General features: G+C 42.7%; 19 protein-coding genes, 1 tRNA gene and 1 pseudogene. 7 read left to right on the top strand and 14 right to left on the bottom strand.

Translation table 11 applies throughout. The features are described 5' to 3' along the window. Positions 1–85: 85 nt before the first annotated feature. The 7 genes from rbp to E0F88_RS19935 all read right to left on the bottom strand — a co-directional run bounded on the left by rbp (position 86) and on the right by E0F88_RS19935 (position 9,553). The gene (gene rbp, locus E0F88_RS19965) at positions 86–583 is read right to left on the bottom strand and encodes an RNA-binding regulator (protein ID WP_131960041.1); all 498 of its coding nucleotides are present in this window, start codon (positions 581–583) and stop codon (positions 86–88) included. A 43-nt stretch (positions 584–626) separates the two neighbouring features. Further along, positions 627–1,457 carry a strictosidine synthase family protein gene (locus E0F88_RS19960; protein WP_131960040.1) on the bottom strand — a complete coding sequence of 277 codons (831 nt, stop codon included), beginning with the start codon at positions 1,455–1,457 and terminating at the stop codon, positions 627–629. A gap of 111 nt (positions 1,458–1,568) precedes the next feature. After that, positions 1,569–2,021 (bottom strand): RES family NAD+ phosphorylase, encoded by a 453-nt coding sequence (locus E0F88_RS19955; RefSeq protein WP_131960039.1) that lies wholly within the window; start codon positions 2,019–2,021, stop codon positions 1,569–1,571. A 39-nt stretch (positions 2,022–2,060) separates the two neighbouring features. After that, positions 2,061–2,585: an Xre family toxin-antitoxin system antitoxin gene (locus E0F88_RS19950; protein ID WP_229213837.1), complete on the bottom strand. Its 525-nt coding sequence runs from the start codon at positions 2,583–2,585 to the stop codon at positions 2,061–2,063. A 123-nt stretch (positions 2,586–2,708) separates the two neighbouring features. After that, a complete protein-coding gene (locus E0F88_RS19945) occupies positions 2,709–6,155 on the bottom strand; it encodes a 3-keto-alpha-glucoside-1,2-lyase-like domain-containing protein (protein WP_131960038.1) in 3,447 nt (1,148 codons plus the stop codon). A 75-nt stretch (positions 6,156–6,230) separates the two neighbouring features. Continuing rightward, positions 6,231–7,505: a Gfo/Idh/MocA family oxidoreductase gene (locus tag E0F88_RS19940; RefSeq protein WP_131960037.1), complete on the bottom strand. Its 1,275-nt coding sequence runs from the start codon at positions 7,503–7,505 to the stop codon at positions 6,231–6,233. 488 nt (positions 7,506–7,993) lie between these two features. Further along, positions 7,994–9,553, bottom strand: coding sequence for an acyl-CoA carboxylase subunit beta (locus E0F88_RS19935; protein WP_131960036.1), 1,560 nt, complete (start codon positions 9,551–9,553; stop codon positions 7,994–7,996). A gap of 124 nt (positions 9,554–9,677) precedes the next feature. On the opposite strand from E0F88_RS19935, the gene porQ reads away from it, so the two are divergent. Both porQ and E0F88_RS19925 read left to right on the top strand, forming a co-directional pair. Then, the gene (gene porQ / locus E0F88_RS19930; RefSeq protein ID WP_229213836.1) at positions 9,678–10,721 is read left to right on the top strand and encodes a type IX secretion system protein PorQ; all 1,044 of its coding nucleotides are present in this window, start codon (positions 9,678–9,680) and stop codon (positions 10,719–10,721) included. Positions 10,722–10,754: 33 nt separating this feature from the next. Continuing rightward, on the top strand, positions 10,755–11,555 hold the full coding sequence (locus tag E0F88_RS19925; protein WP_131960034.1) for an MOSC domain-containing protein: 801 nt from the start codon (positions 10,755–10,757) through the stop codon (positions 11,553–11,555). A 51-nt stretch (positions 11,556–11,606) separates the two neighbouring features. On the opposite strand, the gene lpxA is transcribed toward E0F88_RS19925, so the two are convergent. The 4 genes from lpxA to E0F88_RS19905 all read right to left on the bottom strand — a co-directional run bounded on the left by lpxA (position 11,607) and on the right by E0F88_RS19905 (position 16,266). Then, positions 11,607–12,419, bottom strand: a complete 813-nt coding sequence (lpxA, locus tag E0F88_RS19920; protein WP_131960033.1) for an acyl-ACP--UDP-N-acetylglucosamine O-acyltransferase — start codon at positions 12,417–12,419, stop codon at positions 11,607–11,609. Beyond that, the gene (locus E0F88_RS19915) at positions 12,416–13,801 is read right to left on the bottom strand and encodes a bifunctional UDP-3-O-[3-hydroxymyristoyl] N-acetylglucosamine deacetylase/3-hydroxyacyl-ACP dehydratase (RefSeq protein WP_131960032.1); all 1,386 of its coding nucleotides are present in this window, start codon (positions 13,799–13,801) and stop codon (positions 12,416–12,418) included. Before E0F88_RS19915 ends, lpxA begins: the two co-directional genes overlap by 4 nt. An 87-nt stretch (positions 13,802–13,888) precedes the next feature. Beyond that, positions 13,889–14,938, bottom strand: coding sequence for a UDP-3-O-(3-hydroxymyristoyl)glucosamine N-acyltransferase (lpxD, locus tag E0F88_RS19910; RefSeq protein ID WP_131960031.1), 1,050 nt, complete (start codon positions 14,936–14,938; stop codon positions 13,889–13,891). Positions 14,939–15,033: 95 nt separating this feature from the next. Continuing rightward, on the bottom strand, positions 15,034–16,266 hold the full coding sequence (locus E0F88_RS19905; RefSeq protein ID WP_131960030.1) for an HD domain-containing protein: 1,233 nt from the start codon (positions 16,264–16,266) through the stop codon (positions 15,034–15,036). A 131-nt stretch (positions 16,267–16,397) separates the two neighbouring features. Between E0F88_RS19905 and E0F88_RS19900 the strand changes: the two genes are divergently transcribed. The 5 genes and pseudogenes from E0F88_RS19900 (at position 16,398) to E0F88_RS19885 (ending at position 21,125) form a co-directional block, all read left to right on the top strand. Continuing rightward, positions 16,398–16,471: transfer RNA gene (locus E0F88_RS19900), tRNA-Ile, on the top strand. A 747-nt stretch (positions 16,472–17,218) separates the two neighbouring features. Next, positions 17,219–17,497 carry a transposase gene (locus tag E0F88_RS34065; RefSeq protein ID WP_220466357.1) on the top strand — a complete coding sequence of 93 codons (279 nt, stop codon included), beginning with the start codon at positions 17,219–17,221 and terminating at the stop codon, positions 17,495–17,497. A 15-nt stretch (positions 17,498–17,512) separates the two neighbouring features. Further along, positions 17,513–18,538, top strand: a pseudogene (locus E0F88_RS19895) (IS5 family transposase); the annotation flags it as partial. 400 nt (positions 18,539–18,938) lie between these two features. Next, positions 18,939–20,519, top strand: coding sequence for a Fic family protein (locus E0F88_RS19890; protein ID WP_131960029.1), 1,581 nt, complete (start codon positions 18,939–18,941; stop codon positions 20,517–20,519). Between the two features lie 375 nt (positions 20,520–20,894). After that, the gene (locus tag E0F88_RS19885; RefSeq protein WP_131960028.1) at positions 20,895–21,125 is read left to right on the top strand and encodes a PQQ-dependent sugar dehydrogenase; all 231 of its coding nucleotides are present in this window, start codon (positions 20,895–20,897) and stop codon (positions 21,123–21,125) included. 99 nt (positions 21,126–21,224) lie between these two features. On the opposite strand, the gene E0F88_RS19880 is transcribed toward E0F88_RS19885, so the two are convergent. From E0F88_RS19880 to selD, 3 genes are read right to left on the bottom strand one after another with little or no spacing between them, the layout of a single operon-like run. Continuing rightward, positions 21,225–21,743 carry a TlpA family protein disulfide reductase gene (locus tag E0F88_RS19880; protein ID WP_131960027.1) on the bottom strand — a complete coding sequence of 173 codons (519 nt, stop codon included), beginning with the start codon at positions 21,741–21,743 and terminating at the stop codon, positions 21,225–21,227. Between the two features lie 12 nt (positions 21,744–21,755). Further along, positions 21,756–22,202: a rhodanese-like domain-containing protein gene (locus tag E0F88_RS19875; protein WP_131960026.1), complete on the bottom strand. Its 447-nt coding sequence runs from the start codon at positions 22,200–22,202 to the stop codon at positions 21,756–21,758. Between the two features lie 56 nt (positions 22,203–22,258). Continuing rightward, positions 22,259–23,299, bottom strand: coding sequence for a selenide, water dikinase SelD (gene selD, locus E0F88_RS19870; protein ID WP_131960025.1), 1,041 nt, complete (start codon positions 23,297–23,299; stop codon positions 22,259–22,261). Positions 23,300–23,302: the final 3 nt, after the last annotated feature.

Here is a 23,302-nt window from a genome sequence, read left to right as displayed (position 1 = left end):
AAACTGTTTCAGAACCTCTTTTTTAATGATATACCTGTTTATAAAACTAACAGCCGTCAACTAAAAGCTACCAGCTAATTTGTTGTTACCAGTCATCCCGGTCGCGGCTATCTCCTCTTTTTGATCCCCCGCCTTTTTTGTAATCACCACCACGGCCTCCGAATCTGTCTTTGTCATAATCCGACTTTGGTTTTCCGCCATATCCGCTTCCTCCACCATATCCACCTCCACTGCCGCCACCATATCCGCCGCCGCTGTATCCACCTCCGCCACTTGGCTTGTCTCTGTTAAAAGTTCTTGGTGCATCAGTGCGTGGTCTGCTGCTATCCGCCGGTCTCGATTCTTTTTTCTGCGATTCATTTACAACCAAAGGCCTTCCATACATTTCAACTCCATTCAATTCACTTATAGCAAGTTTGGCCTGCTCTTCATCAGGCATTTCTACAAACCCAAATCCTTTGCTTTGACGTGTAATTTTGTCAATAATAATTTTTGCGGAGCTCACTTCACCAAATTTTTCAAAAGCTTCACGCAACTCGCTTTCCTTCAACTTAAAAGAAAGACTCCCAACAAAAATGTCCATAGAAATGCCTGTTTTTTTTTGATTGATTAAGTTATAAATATATTTATTTTAACTGATATGCTACCACACTATTCTTCATGAATGTCGGAACATACACGATTTTTTTAATGGCATCGTAGCCAATGTCGGCAGAATTGATTTTATCTGCACTTGTATCAAGTAATTTCTCAGCGCCTTTGTCGGTTACATAATAAACCATCCCGGCCCAGCTTGTAACGATATATTCACCCGGCTTGACCTGTTCGATTCCGTCCGTGCTTTTGTCCATCCCTTCCGCAATAGTTGTAATTTTCTTATCGGTACCCAGCCTCTTTAGTGCTCCGCTGTCAGCAATTAATAAATCAGAACCTACCGCAAGCAGGCCGTTCGGACGGGTTAGTTCTTCATAGTAAGTCGAAACTTTTCCATCCTTAATTAAATGAACTTTATGGGTATCTGAATCGGAAACATAAATATTACCTTTTGAATCTATTGTTAGATCGTTCAAAAATTTAGCACCTTCGACCTCATACTTTTTCAAGATTTTACCGTTTTTTATGTCTATTTCAACAACTTCCGTTACATCTGCTACATAAAGTTTATTTCCGATTTTACCCATTCCTTTCGGCGCACTCAGACCGGTAACCCAGTCTTTCGCAATAACCTTTCCGTCAAGAGCAACTTTCGCGATTCCACCCTTTCCATCCTTTTCACCCGCTTTGCCATCAATCTGAGCAACATAAAGTAATTTATCCTGTGCATTGTACAAAACGGATTCTGGTATGGGCAGAGAAGCTTCGGTTTCCCAAATACGCTGCAATGAATGCTGCGCCGTTGCGTACATTACTGAAAAAGTCGTTAAAGCCGCTGTTAAAAATAAGTGTTTACTTTTCATATCGTTATGGATTATATGCCTTACAAAGGGGAAAGCATCTATTATGGTTTATTATACTATCAAAGCCGTAAAAAATATATGCCTGTAATGCATTGAGACCATTTTCTGTAATTATTTCAACTTCAGTCTTACATCATAAACAAAATCCCTGATACTCAGAATTTTCAGTGCTGAGCTCTTTGGATGCCTTGGATTTAACAGGTAATTAAATTCATCTGCCACAATTGCCGAAGGAACTTTAACGACTAAATGTGTAGCCAGCAACGCAGAACCCAATTCTTTGGCAGATGAAGGAGCTGGTGACAACGCCCAGTCTCCTGGAAGCCCGGATAAGGGTATTTCAAAAATTTCGTTATCAGGAATTTCAAAAACAGATACACTCAATGCCCTTGGAATATCTTCAATATTCACATTGGCAGTGTATTCCAGCAAAGCCAAGGCCCGGCTTTCGGATGTATAAATGCAGGGAATTAACTTATGATTCCAGCGTCCGCCGTTTAGCCTTGCACCCTCGCCTGTGAGATCCTCTGCAAATTTTGTCCGTCCTATTCTGTAAACAAGCATTAATAAATGAAGAAATTCTGATGATACATCAGACGGGAATTATGAATAAACACCATAGTCAATACGACCAATCAGATCTTTTACTTCTTCCCTTCCATATTGATTATCAAGAAAATCAAAAGGAGGCAGCCCGCCGAGCGCCTGATTAGGCCGAAAGATCCAGTTGTTAAAACGCTCTGTATCCTCAAACACCTCGTAACCGTAAGCATAGATATCCGCCAGGCTTACAATTTTTTCACTCAAAGTCTGATTAAATTTCTCAGTACCTTTTTTATTGATCAGCGTTGCACGTGCAACAGAAAGTGTAGCGGCCAACTGGTCATAATCCAGACCTGCTTTTTGTTTAAAGCCTTCGAAATCTTTTTTGCTTATTCCATCGCGAATAAGACCAATTTTTTCAAAAGCGGTCATTTTGCTTTGCGGCTTGGATGTATGGAACGGCAAATAATTACCTCTCCCTCCCAGGTAGACGGGAGCAGGTGCATCTGATACCTGAGCTGCAACCATCTTTTCATCCAAAGAATATGACTTTCTTTTATCCGCCGTTTTCAGGATCTTTTCCATAGACCAATATCATACTTAATTCAATACAAATTTATACTTTATTTTGGAATATAAAACTGTTTTAAATTAATAAGCCCGGCCAGAAACGATCTGACCGGGCATATTGAATTAAAACAAATGACTCTATTTCCTCTTCTTCGATTTTTTAGCTGGAGCAGGCGGTGCAGCTTCAACAGTTTCAGTTAAATCCTTAATCCTGATATTTCTGAACTTCAAAGGAGAACCATGTCCCAGGAATCCCAGATATCCTTTTGATCTGCTTAGGCCCGGATGTGATTTATGATCTGCTGTTCCATTTTTACTTGCTTCTGCAAGATCTCCATCCAGAATTACAGTTCCATTTAAGGTCACCTTTATTTTAGATCCCTGAACCCGCACTTCTTCATAATTCCATTCACCAAGCGGTTTCAAAAAGCCGCGTTTGGCAGGAATGATTCCATAAGCCGAGCCATGATACTGATATTCTTTCAAGTCCTTATATATCGACGCATCATTATCAAGAATCTGAATTTCAGTTCCCACATAAGCCGCATCGCCTTCTAATGGCGTGCGGATACCCAATCCGTTGTTTGCCCCTGGTGTTAACTGAAATTCAAAGCGAAAATCGAAATCGCTGTATTCATTTTTTGTATATAAATTTCCGTTACCCCCGCGCTTAGGATCTACGACCATTTCTCCATTTTCAATAAAATAATCCTGGGTGTTTCCAATCCATTCGTGCATGTTCGTACCATCAAAAAGGACTTTAAATCCATTCTTTTTTTCAGCTTCCGGCAAAACAAATGCTTCTGCCTGAGGAATTTCACGGACATAAACATCACGGTAATTGATCTGATTGCCATGCGCCTGAAGTTCCAGTTGTTCCTTTACAAAGATTGGCAATTTGCGGTCCCAGTAATTTTCCAAAATTACATTATCAACCACATTTTCACCATTCAGATCAACAGAAACACGGTCGCCGATCATGGTGATATGGAACGTATTCCAGTCACCAATTGCGTTATCGGCAAGTTTTCTTGGCTTACTTGGATTTTTGCTATTGTTATACAAACCACCAGAACCAACCTGTGCGCCAACATCTACTCTGGAAGTATCCCAGATCTGAACCTGAGGCGTACCGCGAAGATAAATTCCGGCATCCCCGTTTTTCAGGATTTTCCAGTCTACATACATTTCAAAATCTCCGTATTGTTTTACAGTACAAAGGTTATCACCATGTCCTGAAAATACCAGTTCCCCATCTTTTACAAACCAGCCGGCTTTGGCTACTTCATCCGCTTTTTTCTGTTTGGCAGCTAAGGTATCCGCGCTCATTTTACTGCGTGCAATTGGGTTTTCAACCAATCCTTTCCAGCCGGAAAGATCCTTTCCGTTAAATAACGCAACAAAGCCTTCCCCTGCAGGAAGTTCTGATAAATGCCTGCGGATTGATTCCTTCTGGTAGTCCGAGTCCTGACCTTTTAAAACAGAAGCTGTTTTCGCAAGTAAAGACCGGATTTCAGCACTGTAAAAGTTCTTATTTGCCAGGGCAATTCCCATAACGGCCTGAGCCGCGGCTTGCTGTACGCCCGGTTCATCCAGATACTTTCCTGCAAAAAGTAAAGCGTTAAATGTTTTGTACCTAACAAGTTCTTTCAAAATAGCCTCTTTCTGCGAATCCGTTTTAGCCATGACCATAGCGTCACGAAGCATGATAACCTTAATCGCAGGCGTTTTTTGCGATTTGGATATTGCAGAAACATAGCCTGTTAAAGCCGAATTCAATTCTTCCGCATCAGCAGTTTTTCCTGCAATCGCAAGCAACTCGCTTGCAGCACTTGCATCCGACCAGTTTGACAAAGCACCAATTGCTGCTTTTTTCGTCGCTGCATCACCCGTATTGAAGGATTTTACAACAGAAGCCAAAGCTTTTTTTCCACCGATACTTGCTAAAACCGCAAGGTAATTGGACTGTTTATCAGCCGGAGATGAGCTGATTTGCTTAAGAACTAAATCAGTCTGTGCAGAAGCGGCACCCAAGCCTTTAATACCGGCGCTGATCGCTTTTTGAACTGCCGAAACTTCGTCAGCGCTGTTAACGGCATTCAGACGGGTAAACAGCTGAGGCAAATCCTTTGCAGTTGCAAGAGATTTCAATGCATTAAAAGCTGAATTTTTCACTTCTGGATTTGTACTTTTCAGCAATGCACTTACCACGGCAATTTTTGAACTGGCTCCTCTGGCAGCAAGTACATCAATTACCGCAGGTTGAGCCGAAGCAGGTAATGAAGGAAGCGCTGCAGCAATCTTATCCACCACACCGTTTCCTTTCATTGTCAGCAATGTACTTTTCACTGCCTGTATTTCCTGTGCATTACCCGTTTTCAATACCGGAATTAAGCTGGCGACACTGTTTTCTTCACCAATCTTACCCGACGCCCAGATAGCAGCCAGTTTAACACGCGAATCTTTTGATGACAGTGCTTTTAAAACAGTAGGTAAAGCGTCCTTCGATTCTGCCCGTCCCAGCATGGTTATAATTTCCGCCTGTACCTCAGGTTTTGCTTTTTTATAAGCGGCGAGCCAGGAAGCAGTTCCATTTGCCATCGTATATTTCTGGCCCAGTTTCAATGCAGCAGCACGATATTGCGGATCAGTACTTTCCAGAGCTTTAACCAATACAGGAACGCTTTCACGTTTTTTGCTATCTGAGTAAACTTTCAGAGCCGATGAACGGGTAGGTGTTCGTTCAGTAGCAGGTGTATTTTTGATCAGTTCCAAAGCCGCTTTTTCTCCTATCGCAGCATTACCGGTTTGAACAAGTCGCGCCAGATATTTTACATAAACTGCCGTAGCATCAGCTTCGTCATAACGGTACAACGTTTTTTGTGCAGCCGCTGCCAGTATACTTTCGGAAGATGGTGATCCGATTTCAGAGAGTGCAAATAAACTTACCTTGCGCAGATTTAAGTCCGGGCTTACAGCCGTTTTCTCAATCGCAGAAGCGGCTTCCTTGTATCTGCTTTCACCAAGTGCTTCTATGATAGAAAGCTGGCTTCCTCCTTTTGCAGTATTCAAAGCCTGAAGCAAAGCAGCTCCCGATGCAGGTGTTGCGATACGTGCCAACGCCCTTGAAGCGGGGCCCGACAACCTTTCATCTGTCAAATACGATTTCAAAACATCAACTGATTCGTCTTTGCCGACTGTCTGAAGCTGGTAGATCAGAAAGTTTTTACTATCAGGATCGTTTACTTTTGACAAAGCTTCGCCGTAAGCCTCCGCTGCCATTTTACGCCAGACTTCTTTTCCGCTTTGTGTTGCGGAATAGGTAAAACCGCCAAGTGCATATTGGATTTTGGAGTTATCTCCTTTTCCCGGTGCCGTCATCATCGAAGCAATCTGCACGATTCCGGGCTTTCCGAGTTCGGCAAGTTCTTCCATATTTTTTTTCATTCCCGCTGCATTCTCAGCAGGGACCTGCGCCAGCAAATCAGCAATTTTTGTTGTCAACGTCCTGTTTTTATCCAATTGAGCCATTGTCTGGGACATTATCAGACAAAGAGCCAGTATCGAAAATAAGTGCTTTTTCATATCATTCAGCCGAAAGCAAGGTGCGATCAGCAATTAGCTTTAAAATTGAAAACGGGTTTAATTCAGAATCGAACATTACATGGTCCACGGACCGCGCATAGGCTGATCAATCAGGCGGTTGGCACCTTCATCATCAATAAATTCCTGCTTGTCCGGGTCAAATTTCAATGAACGGCCAAGGCGCAGCGCAATGAGCCCCATATTCACAATGGTACATGACCGATGTCCGTTTTCTTCATTTAAAGCAAATTTCTTCCTGTTTTTAACCGCATCAACAAAGTCAGTAACCTGTGGTTCAGGGTCAGGAAACGCAGCCAGTTTCTTTTCGAGATCAGGAATATCCGATTTAAAATCAGGATACAACTTTCCTTTCGGCCCCTCTATATAGGCTACTTTTTCATCTTTCGCCTCACCATCCAAAACAATCTGGCAACCATCGGCATAGGTATAAGTAATCCGGCGCCAGGTACCAACGGCTTCTGTATGTTGCTGGGGCGCGTCGATCTCAACACTTACCGGACTTGTATCATCCTTACCGAGGAAGTATTGAATAGGGTCGATATAGTGCTGTCCCATATCACCGAGTCCTCCTCCATCGTAATCCCAGTAACCACGGAAAGTCTGATGTACACGGTGCGCGCTGTACGGTTTGTACGGAGCAGGTCCAAGCCACATTTCATAATCCAGCTCAGCCGGAATGGTTTCAGGTGCGTTATTGGTTTTTCCTACCCAGTAAAATTTCCAGTCAAACCCGGTATGCTTGCTCACGGTAACTTTCAAAGGCCAGCCAAGTAATCCACTCTGAACCAATTTTTTAATTGGTTTTACGGTTGTTTTCATACCATAAAAATTATCCTGAAAACGGAACCAGGTATTCAGACGAAACACGCGCCCGTGCTGCTGAACAGCCTCAATCAAACGTTTTCCTTCACCGATTGTTCTGGTCATCGGTTTTTCACACCACACATCTTTACCTGCCCGGGCAGCATCAGCGGCAATGATACCATGCCAATGCGGAGGTGTTGCGACGTGAACGATATCAATCTCAGGAAGCTGGATCAGTTCGCGATAGTCTGAAAAGGTTTTAACGCCTTTATCTACCATGCCAACTGCTGTCTCAAGGTGTTTTTTATCTACATCACAAAGCGCAACAACCTTCGTTCCTGCGTAAGGGATATGGCCGCGACCCATTGAGCCCACGCCGACGATTGCTTTTGTTAACTGGTCGCTGGGGGCTATAAAGCCTTTACCCAACACATGACGGGGAACAATTGAAAATGTGGCCAGCGTTGCCAGAGAACCTTTGATAAAGTTTCGTCTGGACGCTGAAGAGCCTTCCTTTTCTTTCATTGATTAAGGGGATGTTTAGGAAATTTAAAAATTTTAAAAAGTAGCCATGAAATTAGGACAATATTTATAATGTAGCAACGTCTGGTGATGTAATATCAATTTTATTTCACTTCTACTTAATCAGCGACTAGTTTTTCCTTCACGACCCTACTTCATAACTCTTTTTAATTCACAGCCTAAGGCCACTACAGGCTTCTGGCCCTATAGTCAGCCGGAAAATACCTGTTTCAAATCCAGTCGTTTTCACACGTTTGTGATGAGTCTTATCAATTCCGGAAAATTTGCGCAGGAATGTCATAGGGTTACACCCAAGATTATGCACTTGCAGGTAAAAGTGCTGGGATCGACAAACCTATTGAAAGAACACTGGCTTTTATCATCAAAAAACCAGCCTTTTTTATCCCCGTAAAACTGGCACAAAATCCGGGATACCGATTTGCCTAAATGACAAAAGCACGGCAGTGATGTGGTGTGCTTTTTTATATCTATTACAATGGAATGTTGCCGTGTTTTTTCTTTGGCAATGTGGCTACCTTATTTTCCAGCATAGCAAAGGCGCGGATAAGTTTTTCCCGGGTTTGTTCCGGATAAATTACCTCATCCACATAACCCCGGTGCGCTGCACGAAAAGGGTTGGCGAACTTCCTGGTGTATTCCTCTACCTTTTCCTGCAATTTAGCAGCCGGATCCTCTGCTTCGGCTATTTCTTTTTTGAATATAATCTCCGCTGCACCACTTGCACCCATCACCGCAATTTCGGCAGTTGGCCAGGCAAAATTCATATCGGCACCAATGTGCTTGGAATTCATTACATCATAAGCTCCGCCATAGGCTTTTCGGGTAATGACTGTGATTCGCGGAACGGTCGCCTCGCAAAACGCATAAAGCAGCTTAGCGCCATTGGTAATGATCCCGTTCCACTCCTGGTCGGTACCCGGCAGGAAACCGGGAACATCTTCAAGAACCAGTAAAGGAATATTAAAACAGTCACAAAAGCGGACAAATCTCGCTGCCTTCTGACTTGCGTTGATATCCAAAACACCCGCCAGAACAGCTGGCTGATTAGCAACAATACCTATACTCCTACCGGCCAGCCTCGCAAAACCGACAACAATATTTTCTGCAAAATGGGTATGTACTTCAAAAAAACTATCTGAATCGGCAATTTCTGAAATCACTTCACGGATATCATACGGCTGATTTGGGCTTTCAGGAATGATATTGGATAAAACGGGCCGCGTTTCATTGGTCTCCTGATAGGAAAGCCTTGGCGCATCGTCCTCGCAATTTTGGGGAATATAACTTAGTAGCTTTTTAATTACCAGCAAACATTCTACTTCATTAGGAGAAACGAAATGCGTAACACCCGACTTGGTTGCGTGGGTCATCGCACCGCCTAATTCCTCGGAAGTAACATCTTCATGCGTAACGGTTTTCACCACATTTGGCCCGGTTACAAACATGTAGCTGGTGTTTTCAACCATTAAAATAAAATCAGTGATGGCAGGTGAATATACCGCTCCGCCCGCGCAGGGGCCCATTACCGCCGAAATTTGTGGCACAACGCCGGACGCCAGCGTATTTTTGTAAAAAATATCAGCATAACCGGCAAGCGAAAGCACTCCTTCCTGAATACGGGCACCTCCGGAATCATTAAGCCCGACAACCGGCGCACCGTTTTTCATCGCCAGATCCATAATCCGGATTATTTTTTCGGCATGAGTTTCCGATAGCGAACCGCCAAACACAGTAAAATCCTGAGCATAGATGTAGGTAAGCCGGCCATTGATCTGGCCATAACCTGTTACCACGCCATCGCCAAGATAATGCTCTTTATCCAAACCAAAATCCCTGCTGCGGTGCATTACAAATTTCCCTATTTCTTCAAACGAACCTTTGTCAACCAGTACCTCAATCCGCTCCCTGGCAGTCAGTTTTCCTTTTGCATGTTGCGCTGCAATCCGCTTTTCTCCACCTCCAAGTGCAGCCTCGGCATTTTTTTTATCTAAAATTTCTTTTTTTGAAGCCGCAGAAGATACTGGTTCCATGTATTACAGACGATATAGTTACATTTGTTTTTGAACAGATGATAAATATAGCGTCATTTTTATTGATTCAGGAAATTATTGTATTATAATGAGGCGCGCCGGATTGTGCTTTCTTGTTTTAACCTTGTTACTCATTGTAACGAGCAGCGTGATCATGGCGCAGTCTGCCGGCGGGAGAAACAAACTTGACTTTTTACAATTACCTGCACAAGCCAAAAGCACTGCACTTGGAAACAATCACTTCACAACATCCGGCCATGACCCCGCCCTTTTCCTGCAAAGCCCTGCTCTCCTGGATTCCAATATGGCCGATAATGTTTCCATAAACCTGATGCCTTATCTGGCTGATACCAAATTTATAAGCCTTGCATACAGCAAAGGGCTGAAACGAACCGGAGGGACCTGGGCAGTTGGTTTGCAGTACCTCAACTATGGTACCATGCAGGAAACGGATGATATTGGAAATGTAATCGGTGAGTTCCGGGCTGCAGATTATGGTCTTTCGGCTGGTTATGGGCATACAATCGGTGCATTTACTTTGGGAGGAACAGCAAAACTCGTGGGTTCTTCCATTGAATCTTATACGGTCTGGGGACTGGCAATGGACTGGGGAGGCGTTTTCAGGCATCCCAGAGAAGATTTAACAATTGGTTTTGTTTTAAAAAACCTGGGCTTTTTAAAACAGAATTTTTCAGGAATATCCGATCCTGTTCTGCCTTTGGACATCCGGGCCGGCGTAACTTTTAAACCACTCTACATGCCCATCCGGTTTTCAGCCACCGCACATCATCTCAACAGGTTTGACATGGTTTACAATGATCCGAATCTGTTCTTTACTTACGATACCAATGGAAATAAAATACCAAGAAAAGTTGGCTTGGCTGAAAAACTTGGACGACATCTTTCATTAGGTGCTGAAATCTTAATTCATCAAAACTTCCGGGTACTTTTAGGATACGACCATTTAAGAAGACAGGAACTTCGCCTTACCGACCGGGGCGCTCTGGCAGGATTTTCGTTTGGTGCATGGTTAAGAGTTAAAAAATTTGAAATAAGTTACGGCAGAGCTCAGTATACACCGGGTTTTGGAAGCAGTTCTCTATCCATTGTAATGAATTTGAAAAGTGGATTTACAAAATATTATAAAGATCAGCCCGTAAAAAAATAGGTAGAATCAGTTGAAAACAACACTTCAAAAAATATGATACTTTCAGAAATATGGATTTACCCCGTCAAATCATTAGGCGGCATACGATTAAAAGAATCAGAAGTAAAGGAAAAAGGTTTGAAGTATGACCGTCGCTGGATGGTTGTTGATGAAGCCGGAATCTTCCTGACGCAGCGTCTTGTGACCAAAATGGCTTTTATTGATGTTGAAATGACTTCTGAAGGATTACGCTTAATTCAGCGGACAAACCAGGAATATATTATCGTTCCTTTTGAACCGGTTAGTGCCGAGGAAATGAACGTAAAAGTTTGGGATGATTATGTGACGGCAGTTACGGTATGTGATGAAGTGGATGAATGGCTGAGCCGGCAGCTGGAGAGAAAAGTCAGGCTGGTATTTATGCCGTCCTGGTCGGAACGGAAAGCGGATCCAAAATATGCTACTGACGATGAAAATGTAAGTTTTGCAGACGGATTCCCTTTTCTCATTATTTCACAGGGTTCTCTGGATTTTTTAAATAAAAAACTTGCAGAAACAGTTGAAATGAAACGTTTCAGGCCAAACCTGGTGGTTGATGGTGTCCCGCCTCATGCAGAAGATAACTGGAAAAAAATACAAATCGGAGACCTCGATTTCGAGATTGTCAAGCCCTGTGCGCGATGTGTCCTGACGACGATCAATCCCATAACAGGCGTGAAGGGGCACGAACCTTTGAAAACATTGGCAACTTACAGAAGACAGGAAAAGAAGATCATGTTTGGCCAGGATGTGGTTGCCAAAACTTTCGGGACCATTCGTGAAGGAGATCAACTTGTTGTTGTAACAGAAAAATAAAACCCGCCTCTTTTAAAAGCGGGTTTATCTTATAAAAAAAAATCTTTATTATTAAGGCTGAGCTTCCGATTCTCCTGTTCCGTTGGCCTGGAACGGACTCTTCATAATTCCTCTTTCCGAGTTACGGATAAAATTAATGATCACATCTCTTTCGTTAGACGGAGGTAATTCAAGTTCAATTTTCTGTAAAGCTTCCGCATTATTAAGTCCGCGCATATAGATGTAGCGGTAAATGTTCTGAATTTCAACAATTTTTTCGTTGCTAAAACCTCTTCTTCTTAGTCCGACAGAGTTTATACCGGCGTAAGAAATAGGTTCTCTTGCAGCTTTGGTAAATGGCGGAACATCTTTACGAACAAGCGACGCACCCGAAACAAAAGAGTGCGACCCAATTTTAACAAACTGATGAACAGCACTTAACGCACTTACAATCGCCCATTCACCAACATGAACATGCCCTGCCATTTGCACATTGTTACCAATGATGCAATTGTTACCTACACGGCAATCGTGTGCGATGTGTGCGTATGCCATAATCAGGCAGTCGGACCCAACAACGGTTTTCCAATGCTCCTCTGTACCGCGGCTGATGGTCGCGTATTCGCGAATGGTCGTATTGTCTCCAATTACGGTTAAAGTATATTCATTGTTGTATTTCAAATCCTGAGGCGTTGCTGAAATAACAGCGCCCGGATAAATGCGGCAGTTTTTCCCAATACGGGCTCCTGAATTAATTACGGCATGTGAACCAATCCACGTACCTTCTCCAATTTCCACATCCTTATGGATCATGGCAAAAGGCTCAATTTCTACATTCTGGCCGATCTTCGCATCAGAATGAATATATGCTAACGAATCTGTCATTTTTTCTTTACCAGGCTTGCGATCATATCTGCTTCACATACTAGCTGACCCGCGACGTATCCGCGGCCGCTCATTTTCACAATACCTCTTTTCATTGGAGAGGTAAATTCGCATTTAAATATAACGGTATCGCCGGGAACCACACTGCGACGGAAACGGCATGCATCAATACCAATCAGATAAGACCAGTAATTGTCGGGATCTGGCACGCTTGTCAGTACCAGAATGCCACCTGTCTGTGCCATAGCTTCGAGCTGTAAAACCCCGGGCATAACCGGATTACCAGGAAAATGACCCAGAAAAAACTGTTCGTTAATCGTTACATTCTTCACACCTACAACGCTGTTTTCATCCAAAGCAATGATTTTATCGATCATTTGAAACGGATAACGATGTGCTAATAACTCACCGATTTGTTTAATATCAAATATTGGTGCTTTGTTCGGATCGTACTGAGGGATGTTTCCTTTGCCGGATTTAATCAGTTTCTTGATTTTTTTAGCAAGCGCTACATTGGCTGCATGTCCGGGGCGTGCTGCTAAAATCTGTGCTTTAATGGGGCGTCCGATCAATGCCAGGTCTCCTATCAGATCCAGCAGCTTGTGGCGTGCCATTTCATTAGGATAATGCAAGTCTACATTATTAAGTATCCCCTTAGATTTATCAACGCTAACTTTTGGCTTGTTAAGCAACTGTGACAAATGATCCAGTTCACCATCCCTCACATCACGATCTACAATCACGATGGCGTTGGTTACATCTCCGCCCTTAATCAGGTTTTGTTTATAAAGTGCTTCCAGTTCATGCAAAAACACGAACGTCCGGCATTTTGCTATATCATCCTTAAATAAGGTAATATCATTTAATGAAGCATGCTGACTGCTGATTACGGTAGAATTGTAGTCAACCATCACCGTCAGACGATAATCAGAAAGCGGCAAGGCTACCAGTTCTGTCTCCGCATTTTTATAATGAACATATTCAGGAACTTCAAAATAATTTCGATAAGCATTTTGTTCCTCAATTCCTGCGTCCAGTAGCGCATCAACAAAATTGATAGAGCTTCCATCCATAATTGGTGGCTCAGGGCCATCCAGCTGGATCAAAACGTTGTCAATTTGTAAGCCAACCAACGCGGCAAGTGTATGTTCAACTGTATGAATACGTGCTCCGTTTTGTTCAATCGTTGTTCCGCGCGACAAATCAACAACATTGTCAACGTCGGCATCTACAATTGGCTGATCTGGTAAATCAACACGCTGAAACTTGTATCCATGGTTGGCAGCAGCAGGCACGAAGGTCATCGTGGCAACGACTCCTGTGTGTAAACCTACTCCTGTTACGGATACTGATTTGGAAATGGTTTGTTGTTTTTCGTTCATTATATTCTCCTTATCTGCTTAAAGGCGACGGGGGTTGCTTATGCAAATTGTAGCAGCTAATTTGCCTTTGTTATAAATTATTTCAAATCAATCTCTTTCCTGAATTACCGACGTCTCCCGTTTAAGTTCAAGTTCTTTAAGACGCTGTTCCATTTCGGGAAGACGGCGGGTTGCGGCCATCGTACGCAAATGCTCATTAAGATCTCTTGCAGGCGAACCCGAAAGCGAAAGCCCTTCTTTTTTAATGGATTTACCCAAACCGCTCTGTGCTCCGATTTTAGTATTGTTGGCGATAAAAATATGTCCGACAATACCAACCTGACCTGCAATAACACAACGCTCGCCAATCTGTGTGGAACCCGAAACACCCGATTGAGCTGCAATTACGGTATTACTTCCCACCTCCACATTGTGCGCTATCTGAACAAGATTATCCACCTTGGCACCTTTGCGGATAATGGTAGAACCCATTGTTGCACAGTCAATCGTGGTATTCGCGCCGATGCTGACATCATCTTCCAAAACGACATTTCCAAGTTGTGGAATCGTTTTATAGGACCCGTCAGGCTGCGGAGCAAAGCCAAAACCATCACTGCCGATTACCGTATTTGCAAAAACATTACAATTATTGCCAATCACGGTATTGTCATAGATCCGGACTCCGGGATGGATGCAGCAGTCATTACCAAGGATTACATTATCACCTAAATAAGCTCCTGGATATATTTTGACTCTATCGCCAATTTTACAATTTTTACCGATGTAAGAAAAAGCGCCTCTGTAACCATTGACGCCAACTGTGCTATTGTCCCCTATAAAACTGGGCTGTTCAACTCCCTGCTTTATATTAGCAATCCGTTTCTGATATTCTTCCAAAAGAATCGTAAAAGCAGAATAGGCGTTGTCTACATAGATTAAAGTAGCAGCAATATCTTTTTTGGGAGTGAAGTCGCGATTAACAATTACTGCCGAAGACTGTGTGGTATATATATAGGATTCGTACTTACTGTTGGCAAGAAAAGAGATACAACCGGGCCTTCCCTCTTCAATTTTCGCAGCCGAATCAATTGTAACTTTCTCATCACCAACAATAATTCCATCAAGCATTTGTGCAATCTCGCTGACAGTAAATTTCATATTTTTCGGCTAATTTCTGGTATTGTAGTTGGACGTTATTAAAGCTATTTTACAAAAAAGGCTCTTTTTTTATCAGAAACGAATTTACGTCCTGACTAACCACGCAAAGATACATTTTTACCCCAACATACATAATACTTACGTACAATCTTGGTCAGGGCGTCGATAGTCGGAATGTCGGAAGCGTCGGCAATATCAAGCAATGAACCATCTTTCATTTTGACCTGAATCGGATCCTGTTCCTTTTCATATGCCCAATTGGTTGTTTCGCCGGTAATTAAAAAATATGGCATCTCTTCCGGCGAAATTCCCGATTCTGCCAGCTGCTGACGCAAAGGATCCAAAACCATATCATCAGGAGGTGAGTCCATGAAGGTTATTTTGAATAAATTTCTGTCAAGAAGCATTTTACTGAGCGTAGCAAGAACGGGATCTTTATGAACAGTCCAGCCCTTTACTGATGCCCAAACATCATTATCATCAAGCCCGTTGAATGATCCTAGGAGATCAGACTGTACTTTAAAATCAATTAGAGAAAACGTATTCTTCAAAAACCTCGAAAAGTCAGGTGTCGCGAATAATTCTTCACCTTGCTGTGACAATGTGCGGGCTCTTTGAAGAAGCAACGTGAGCATGGCCTGCGCACTCAGCAAAGTTTTATGAAGATAAACCTGCCAGTACATCAGCCGCCTCGCGTGCAGAAAATTCTCAATGCTCAGCAATCCCTTTTCTTCTACTACCAGCGTATCACCGCTCAGATCAAGCATTTTAATAAGCCTGTCAGCACCGATCGAACCCTCAATTACTCCGGTATAAAAACTGTCCCTCTTCAAGTAATCCATCCGGTCCATATCCAGCTGACTGGATATCATCTGGTGAAAAAACTTACGCGGATAAGTGCCTTCAAACATCTGAATGGCCATCTCCAGCCGTCCATCCATCTGCCGGTTGAGGTCTTTCATCATCACCAGCGTAACAGACTCATGCGCTACGCCGGGCATCAGCACGCTTTCGAGCACATGAGAAAATGGTCCGTGACCAAGGTCATGCAGTAAAATAGCGGCCTGGGCAGCTTCCAGTTCCGGCTCCCAGATGAGATGTCCTTTTTCCTGTAAAGATTTAAGAGCCAGGCTCATCAGATGCATTGCACCCAAAGCATGATGAAAACGGGTATGCAGCGCTCCCGGATAAACCACATCTGCAAGGCCAAGCTGTTTGATTCTTCTCAACCGCTGAAAATAAGGATGTTCCACCAAATCAAAAAGCAGATCGGAAGATAGGGTAATGAACCCGTAAACAGGATCATTGATGATTTTTCGTTTATTCAAAACTCTTTTTTTTGCAAAAATAATAAACTACCAACGGAGAAAAGAACTTATTCTTATCAATATGATTTGGAGATTTGTTTGGATTTAGTAATTTTGCACTCCAAACAGCTGGTTTAGCTGTTAGCTGTTTCGGGCCTATAGCTCATTCGGTTAGAGCAACTGACTCATAATCAGTAGGTGCCTGGTTCGATTCCAGGTGGGCCCACTTGAAAATCAAGGACTTAGCGAAATTCGCTAAGTCCTTTTTCTTTTATGTGCAATACAATGTGCAATACAAATTTGTTGATTAGCATAGTAGCAATGAAATCGGATGACGCACTTTCATTTCGCAAAACATTTTTAAAATTTCGTTGATAAACTTTACTAAGCTTATTGATACGTAAATTTTCCGATGTAAAATGTCGCTGATCCTACTCAGGTTTCTTTGAAATTTTGATGAGTCCTTACGCCTTCACCTAACCTGCTTGGCTTTGAGAATAATCTTTCAGCCAAATTTTAAATATTTATTTTGTTCATTATTTCCGCTTGTTCACTGAACACGAACAAGCCAATTAAATGAACATATGATTCTTCCTGAATAAATATGGCCGACTCTCCGGTTTAATGGGCACTTAAAGGTAGTTGAACAAGTTTTAGGATAAATATCAATCGACACCCAAACAATCCAATGGCTCCTGCACAGATTTCTCATACCTATCAGAGGATAAATAGACCATACCTGATGGATCGAGACAAAGAATATTATTTATGATAAAGGACTTCGCAGGTCATGACATTGAATGTAATTCCAACATCCATATTCTGTAAGCATTTAATCCTATCACCCTAGATAGTCGCTCCTTAACTTCACTACAACCATTTGATTGTCAGTTAATAAAATCGTAAAAAATTTAATAATAGAGCATAAAAACTGCAAGCAAATGTGTATCTTTAGGTATAAACCTTGCAGAAAATGATAGGAAAATCTCCCCGTCAAACGCAACGCGATTTGTTCCAGCCCTTGCTGATAGATTTTATTGATGTTAAACATGAGCTGGTCTTGCTTGCCAATAAAATAGACTGGGCTTATTTTGACAAATCATTTGCCGGCTTTTATTCCAACACAGGTCAACCAGCCCTACCAATTCGTTTTATGGTGGGCTGTTTGCTTTTAAAACGGATCTATAATCTTGGCGATGAGACACTTGCCCACGCCTGGGTGATGAATCCTTATATGCAGTATTTCTGCTGACAAGCCCATTTTCATCATCGTTTTCCTTGTGATCCAAGCGATTTCGTGCATTTTCGCAAGCGCATTGGTGAAGAAGGTGTTTCCCTGATATTCAAACATTCGGTCAATATCCATGGCAAACAAGATCCGGGCAAAATGGAAATATCGGACACTACTGTTCAGGAAAACAACACTACATTTCCGACTGATGCCAAGCTGGCAAAGAAAATTATTGATAGGTGTAATGGGATAGCCAAGAAGTTGGGGGTGGCTCAACGGCAAACATACCGGCGTACCTCCAAGCAATTGGTACGGGAGACCTACAACGCTAAACATCCTAAAAGGAGAAAAAAGGCCCAAAAGGCTATGCGAAAATTGAAGACCCTGGCTGGTAGACAGTTGCGGGAGTTACGAGCAAAACTAGGGAGTGACCTTGATAAATTATTGGATAAAGAACTCGGCTTGTACGAACAGGTTTTGGCACAGACCCGTGGTGGTAGCAAAAAGGTCTATAGTCTGCACAAGCCCTTTACTGCCTGTATTGCCAAAGGAAAAGCGCATAAACAGTATGAATTCGGTAATAAGGTGGGCTTGGTTATCAACTCCAAGACATTGGTGGTCAAGGCGATAGATGCTTTCGAAGGCAACCCTCATGACAGCAAAACAATACAGCCGTTGTTAGAACAAATGCAAGATCTGCAAGGATACTTGCCGGGAGAAATCGTTTATGATCGGGGAGGAAAAGGCCAATCTCAAATTATGGGTGTAAAAATTTCAACTCCTTCCAAGCCGTTAAAAAGAGATAGTGCATATCAGAAGCAAAAGAAACGCAGAAAATTCAGAAGGCGAGCGGCAATAGAACCTGTTATTTCTCACTTAAAAACAGATCACCGAATGGCCCAGAACTACCTTCATGGAGAGAAATCGCCCAAAATAAATGCCATGCTTGCCGCAGCAGGTTGGAACTTCAAAAAAATGATGCAAAAGCTTAAAGAGAAGCTCTTGCAGTCATTCCTGTATTGGTGTCATCTAAAAAATAGTACAGTTAAATTGGCTTCCTAAGGAGCGACTAGATAGCTAACATTAAAATTCGTCTTTTTTAATGTTAGCTATTGCAGCTCGCATTTCTTTGACGTCAGTTATATAATGCTAACGTTAAAATTCGGCCTATTTAAGGTTAGCATCAATACTACATGTTGAAGTCCGATCTAATTATACATTAAACCAGGCGATTTAGTGTATGGTGAGATCCCATTCTTAAACTCGTAATCAAGATCTCGAATCTATTCAGCAGTGACGTGTCGAGGTTTAATAAGATCAACACAACACGGTTTAATAATATCAACACGACACAGTTTAATAAAAATATCACAACATTGTTTAATATATTTGTCACATCTCAATTTAATAATACTAGCACACCACAATTCAATAAATTAACCACACCCCTGATTAAACTGGTATGGCAACACCACGCGAAAGATTTGTAGAGGCCCTTCAATTCCTGCACGATTTGCAGCAAAAAGGAATTGTAGGCATACATACTGATGATATGCCCAATAGGAAGTATCGGGAAATACTTTCCAAAAATGGATTTATCCGGGAAGTAACGAAAGGCTGGTACATTGCTATTAATCCCGAAGAAAAGGATGGAGAAACCACTGCCTGGTATAGCTCCTACTGGGATTTTGTTGCGGTGTTTCTTGAACGCAGGTACGGCAATAACTGGTCATTGTCTGCCGATCAGTCCCTGCTGCTCCATGCAGGCAATCATGTGGTTCCCCAACAATTGCTTGTACGATCCCCTCAAGGGAATAACAATCCCACACCACTACCGCACAAAACATCGCTATTTAACATTCGGGGCGAACTGCCGCAGCAGGGACAACTTATGGTAACCGTGAACGGCCTCCGCATGTATACCCTCCAGGCAGCACTAATTTATAGTTCTCCAACAATATATACGCGTAATGCCATTGATGCTCGCACAACGCTGTCTTTAATAAGAGATGCTTCAGAATTATTACCCATTCTTTTGGAAAATGGGCATACCACATTAGCCGGACGTCTGGCAGGTGCTTTCAGGAATATCAGCAGGGATAAAACTGCCGACCAGATTGTTGATACTTTTAAGAAAGCCGATTATGATATCCGTGAAGAAGATCCCTTTGAGAGCAAACTAGACCTGAAACTGTCTGTTCGTGAACGCTCACCATATGCTAACCGAATACGCCTGATGTGGGTCCAGATGCGTCAGGTTATTATCGCAAGCTTTCCAGCTTCACCCGGAATTCCTGATAACCACCAGGTGTATTTGAAAAATATAGATGATATCTATATAACTGATGCCTATCATTCACTATCCATTGAACGCTACCGCGTAACGCCCGAACTGATTGCTAAGGTAAGTTCAGGAGCGTGGGATGCCAACGAAAATGAAAAAGACCGCAAACAACGCGACGCAATGGCGGCCAGAGGATACTACCAGGCTTTTCAATCTGTGAAGGAGAGTATCAAAGCCATTTTGCAAGGAAAAAATGCGGGAATGCAAGCAGATATAGATCACTCGAAATGGTATAGGGAATTGTTTGATCCTAGTGTAACGGCAGGTCTCTTAAAGCCAGCAGACCTTGCCGGATACAGGAACCATCAGGTTTATATCGGCAATTCCAAACATGTCCCGCTCAATGTTGATGCCATGAGAGATGCTATGCCAGTACTGTTCGAGCTTATGCAAGAAGAACCTGAAGCATCAGTCAGAGCGGTATTAGGACATTTCATATTTGTATTTATTCACCCATATATGGATGGCAATGGACGTATAGGGCGATTCCTGATGAATACTATGCTTGCTTCGGGAGGATATCTGTGGACCGTAATACCTGTGGAAAGTCGCGACGAATATATGCAGTCGCTGGAAAAAGCCAGCGTAGAACAGAACATAGAACCTTTTGCTAACTTTCTGGCCCGCCTGGTCAACGAGGGAATGCGCGGTAGGACTGTTGCGACATTACCCGATACGGGATTGATGATAAATAAATGAAAAGGCTTTTCTATAAATTATAAAATCCTACATGTCATAAACTAAAAAGAAATATATAAAACAAAGGAGCTGTTCACGCTAAACAAGAAAGTTGGTGAAATCTATCGTACATGGTGTAACCGAACGCCTAGCGCTTTGAGCCCTTTGTATAAAATCTCCGACTTTATGTCTTTCACACAATGAATCTGGATCAAAGAACTTTCATTCCCGGTCCGGATTGAAGAATTCGGACGCGTTGAAAATATGATTCCGTGGCAGCAGATTGACCATCACCTGAGTATTACTAACTATACGCTAAATTATTATCAATAATTTACTTAAACTGGTCAACTCCGATCGAAACTACCTGTCATCAACTTCCGAATTGGGTGATCAATGGCTCTGAATTCTCCGATATGGAATGGTAATCTGATCATAGCAGGATTGTTCCGGGGGAGCTTGTGGCGTATGGCAATTGAAGGTGAAAATATATTAAGCACCGAAGAACTTATTACGGACAGTAGATTAAGAATACGCAAACTGGTGCGAAGCCAGGCTGGAAAATTGAATCTGCTTTCCTATGAAATAAATGGAAAGGTTATTAGAAATAAGAACAGCACGAATTGATATTAGCATATGTTAGAGTTCATCTTCCGAAGCCTGCCCAAGTAAGGATTTGCTAGTTCGAAAACGAACAGTAAAAGGTCTGTTTGTATGATAGCCGAATTACTTACCAACCCTTTTGCTTAAAAACTGGTCCAGCTGTTCGCCGTGAAGGTTCAGGGCAATGATATATCCTTTTTGGTCCACCAACAAGTTGAAAGGTATTCCTTCAAGCTGATAAGTTTTGGCGACTGGAGATGTCCAGAATTTCAGATCGCTTACCTGTGTCCATGGCAAGTCCAGTTTTTTAATAGCCCTCTCCCAGGCATCTTTTTTACTATCCAGAGAAACTGCATAAATATCCAGATTAACACCCGTTTGAGATGGGCGATGGTATTTCGCATATAACTTTTTAAGCTCAGGTTGCTCTTGAACACATGGGGCACACCACGATGCCCAAAAATCGATCAATACCAAATTACCCCTCAGGGACGAAAGAGATACCATTTTACCACCGGGCGTGGACAGCTCGATTTCGGGTGCCAGCCCCCCTACTTCTATTGGTTTTTGAGCCAATGATCTTTCCTGATTCAGTAAAAAAAGCAAGCCTGCTAAACCAATAAATAATTTAATATTACGCATTTCAAAATCCTTTTATTGGACCGGATAATTCTTATCGATCCAGTCCGTTTTTATATTTTTCGGGATATTCAACAATCTGGCCTGCGTGAAGCCCTGTTCTTTAACAACTTTAAATGCAGGTCTGACATTGGGACATTTAGCAAACGGGCAGCAACCACAGTAAATAACAACCTCCCGGTTTTTATCCTGGGCCGAAAGAATCTTTTCCAGTTTTTTGATATTATCCTTTTCACTTCCGGGCCCTGCATCCAATGAGCCAGGAATAACGGCCTGCGGCCCAACATTAATGATCAGCGGTTTCTTTTTTCCACTGGCATTAATCTGGTCAGCAAGTTCCTTGGTAGGTTTCAGCTCTGAATCTGTCCAAGGCTCGGCAGTGGTTTGCGCCAGCGTTGTCATCCATGACAATGCCATGAAAAGAAATCCCAGAATGATCGATGATGTTTTTCTAAGTACCATTGTTTTGTTTGTTAATTGTTAAATCAAAAAAGACTTCGAGGATAATAATATGATGGCTAAACTATTGTAATAATGGGTCCACTATCTGGCGATCTTAAGTAGCCGAAGCAAGTTAATTCGTGACCCAACAAGTCGAGTTCCTTCTCAAAATCTGCTGCTTTTTCATTACAAACAGCGACTAACAAACCGCCACTAGTCTGTGGATCAGCGAGGATGTATTTTTGATAATCCGTTAAGTCTCCAACTTTATGACCATAACTCTCCCAGTTCCTTTGAGTACCGCCAGGAAAACAATCTTGTTCAATATAGTATGATAAAGATTTAATAACCGGCACTTTGTTAAATTCAATTACTGCTGATAATCCGCTACCTTCACACATCTCTGACAAATGTCCCAGCAGACCAAACCCGGTCACATCAGTCACCGCCTTTACCGCCTCCATCCGGCCGAATACCTCACCAAGTTTATTGAGCGTTACCATGCTTTTTAACGCAATTACCGCATCCTCTTCCAGCAGAATCCCTCGTTTCTGTGCTGTCGATAAAATCCCTACGCCTAATGGTTTGGTCAGGTATAAACGGCAACCTGCTGTTGCTGTGGAATTTTGTTTGAGTGATTTTATATCCACCATCCCGCTTACCGCCAGTCCAAAAACTGGCTCAGGACAATCGATGCTGTGGCCTCCTGCCAGCGTAATACCCGCTTCTGCGCACACCGCCCGGGAACCTTCGAGCACTTTTTGGGCTACTTCGGCAGGAAGTTTGTTAATAGGCCATCCCAGGATCGCTATCGCCAATACCGGCTTGCCACCCATTGCATACACATCACTGATCGCATTCGCTGATGCGATGCGACCAAAGTCATAGGCATCATCCACGATTGGCATAAAAAAATCCGTTGTCGAAATGAGTGCCGTGCCGTTACCAAGATCCAGTACGGCGGCGTCATCCCGCTTGTCATTCCCCACCAAAAGCCGCGGATCTGCCTGATGTAAGATCGGGCTATGCAAAATTTTATCTAAAATGGCCGGGCTTATTTTACATCCGCATCCTGCACCGTGGGAATACTGCGTCAACTGTATGTCTATCGTCTCCATAAA

Origin of the sequence: Dyadobacter psychrotolerans, from assembly GCF_004349265.1 — a bacterium.
Classification (GTDB): Bacteria; Bacteroidota; Bacteroidia; order Cytophagales; family Spirosomataceae; genus Dyadobacter; species Dyadobacter psychrotolerans.
Note: the sequence above shows the minus strand (reverse complement) of the source record. Positions and strands in the feature narration are given on the sequence as shown.

Coding starts and splice junctions, on each gene's coding strand:
- rbp (WP_131960041.1), bottom strand. CDS start 583: ATGGACATTTTTGTTGGGAGTCTTTCTTTTAAGTTGAAGGAAAGCGAG.
- E0F88_RS19960 (WP_131960040.1), bottom strand. CDS start 1,457: ATGAAAAGTAAACACTTATTTTTAACAGCGGCTTTAACGACTTTTTCA.
- E0F88_RS19955 (WP_131960039.1), bottom strand. CDS start 2,021: ATGCTTGTTTACAGAATAGGACGGACAAAATTTGCAGAGGATCTCACA.
- E0F88_RS19950 (WP_229213837.1), bottom strand. CDS start 2,585: ATGGAAAAGATCCTGAAAACGGCGGATAAAAGAAAGTCATATTCTTTG.
- E0F88_RS19945 (WP_131960038.1), bottom strand. CDS start 6,155: ATGAAAAAGCACTTATTTTCGATACTGGCTCTTTGTCTGATAATGTCC.
- E0F88_RS19940 (WP_131960037.1), bottom strand. CDS start 7,505: ATGAAAGAAAAGGAAGGCTCTTCAGCGTCCAGACGAAACTTTATCAAA.
- E0F88_RS19935 (WP_131960036.1), bottom strand. CDS start 9,553: ATGGAACCAGTATCTTCTGCGGCTTCAAAAAAAGAAATTTTAGATAAA.
- E0F88_RS19925 (WP_131960034.1), top strand. CDS start 10,755: ATGATACTTTCAGAAATATGGATTTACCCCGTCAAATCATTAGGCGGC.
- lpxA (WP_131960033.1), bottom strand. CDS start 12,419: ATGACAGATTCGTTAGCATATATTCATTCTGATGCGAAGATCGGCCAG.
- E0F88_RS19915 (WP_131960032.1), bottom strand. CDS start 13,801: ATGAACGAAAAACAACAAACCATTTCCAAATCAGTATCCGTAACAGGA.
- lpxD (WP_131960031.1), bottom strand. CDS start 14,938: ATGAAATTTACTGTCAGCGAGATTGCACAAATGCTTGATGGAATTATT.
- E0F88_RS34065 (WP_220466357.1), top strand. CDS start 17,219: ATGATAGGAAAATCTCCCCGTCAAACGCAACGCGATTTGTTCCAGCCC.
- E0F88_RS19890 (WP_131960029.1), top strand. CDS start 18,939: ATGGCAACACCACGCGAAAGATTTGTAGAGGCCCTTCAATTCCTGCAC.
- E0F88_RS19885 (WP_131960028.1), top strand. CDS start 20,895: ATGGCTCTGAATTCTCCGATATGGAATGGTAATCTGATCATAGCAGGA.
- E0F88_RS19880 (WP_131960027.1), bottom strand. CDS start 21,743: ATGCGTAATATTAAATTATTTATTGGTTTAGCAGGCTTGCTTTTTTTA.
- E0F88_RS19875 (WP_131960026.1), bottom strand. CDS start 22,202: ATGGTACTTAGAAAAACATCATCGATCATTCTGGGATTTCTTTTCATG.
- selD (WP_131960025.1), bottom strand. CDS start 23,299: ATGGAGACGATAGACATACAGTTGACGCAGTATTCCCACGGTGCAGGA.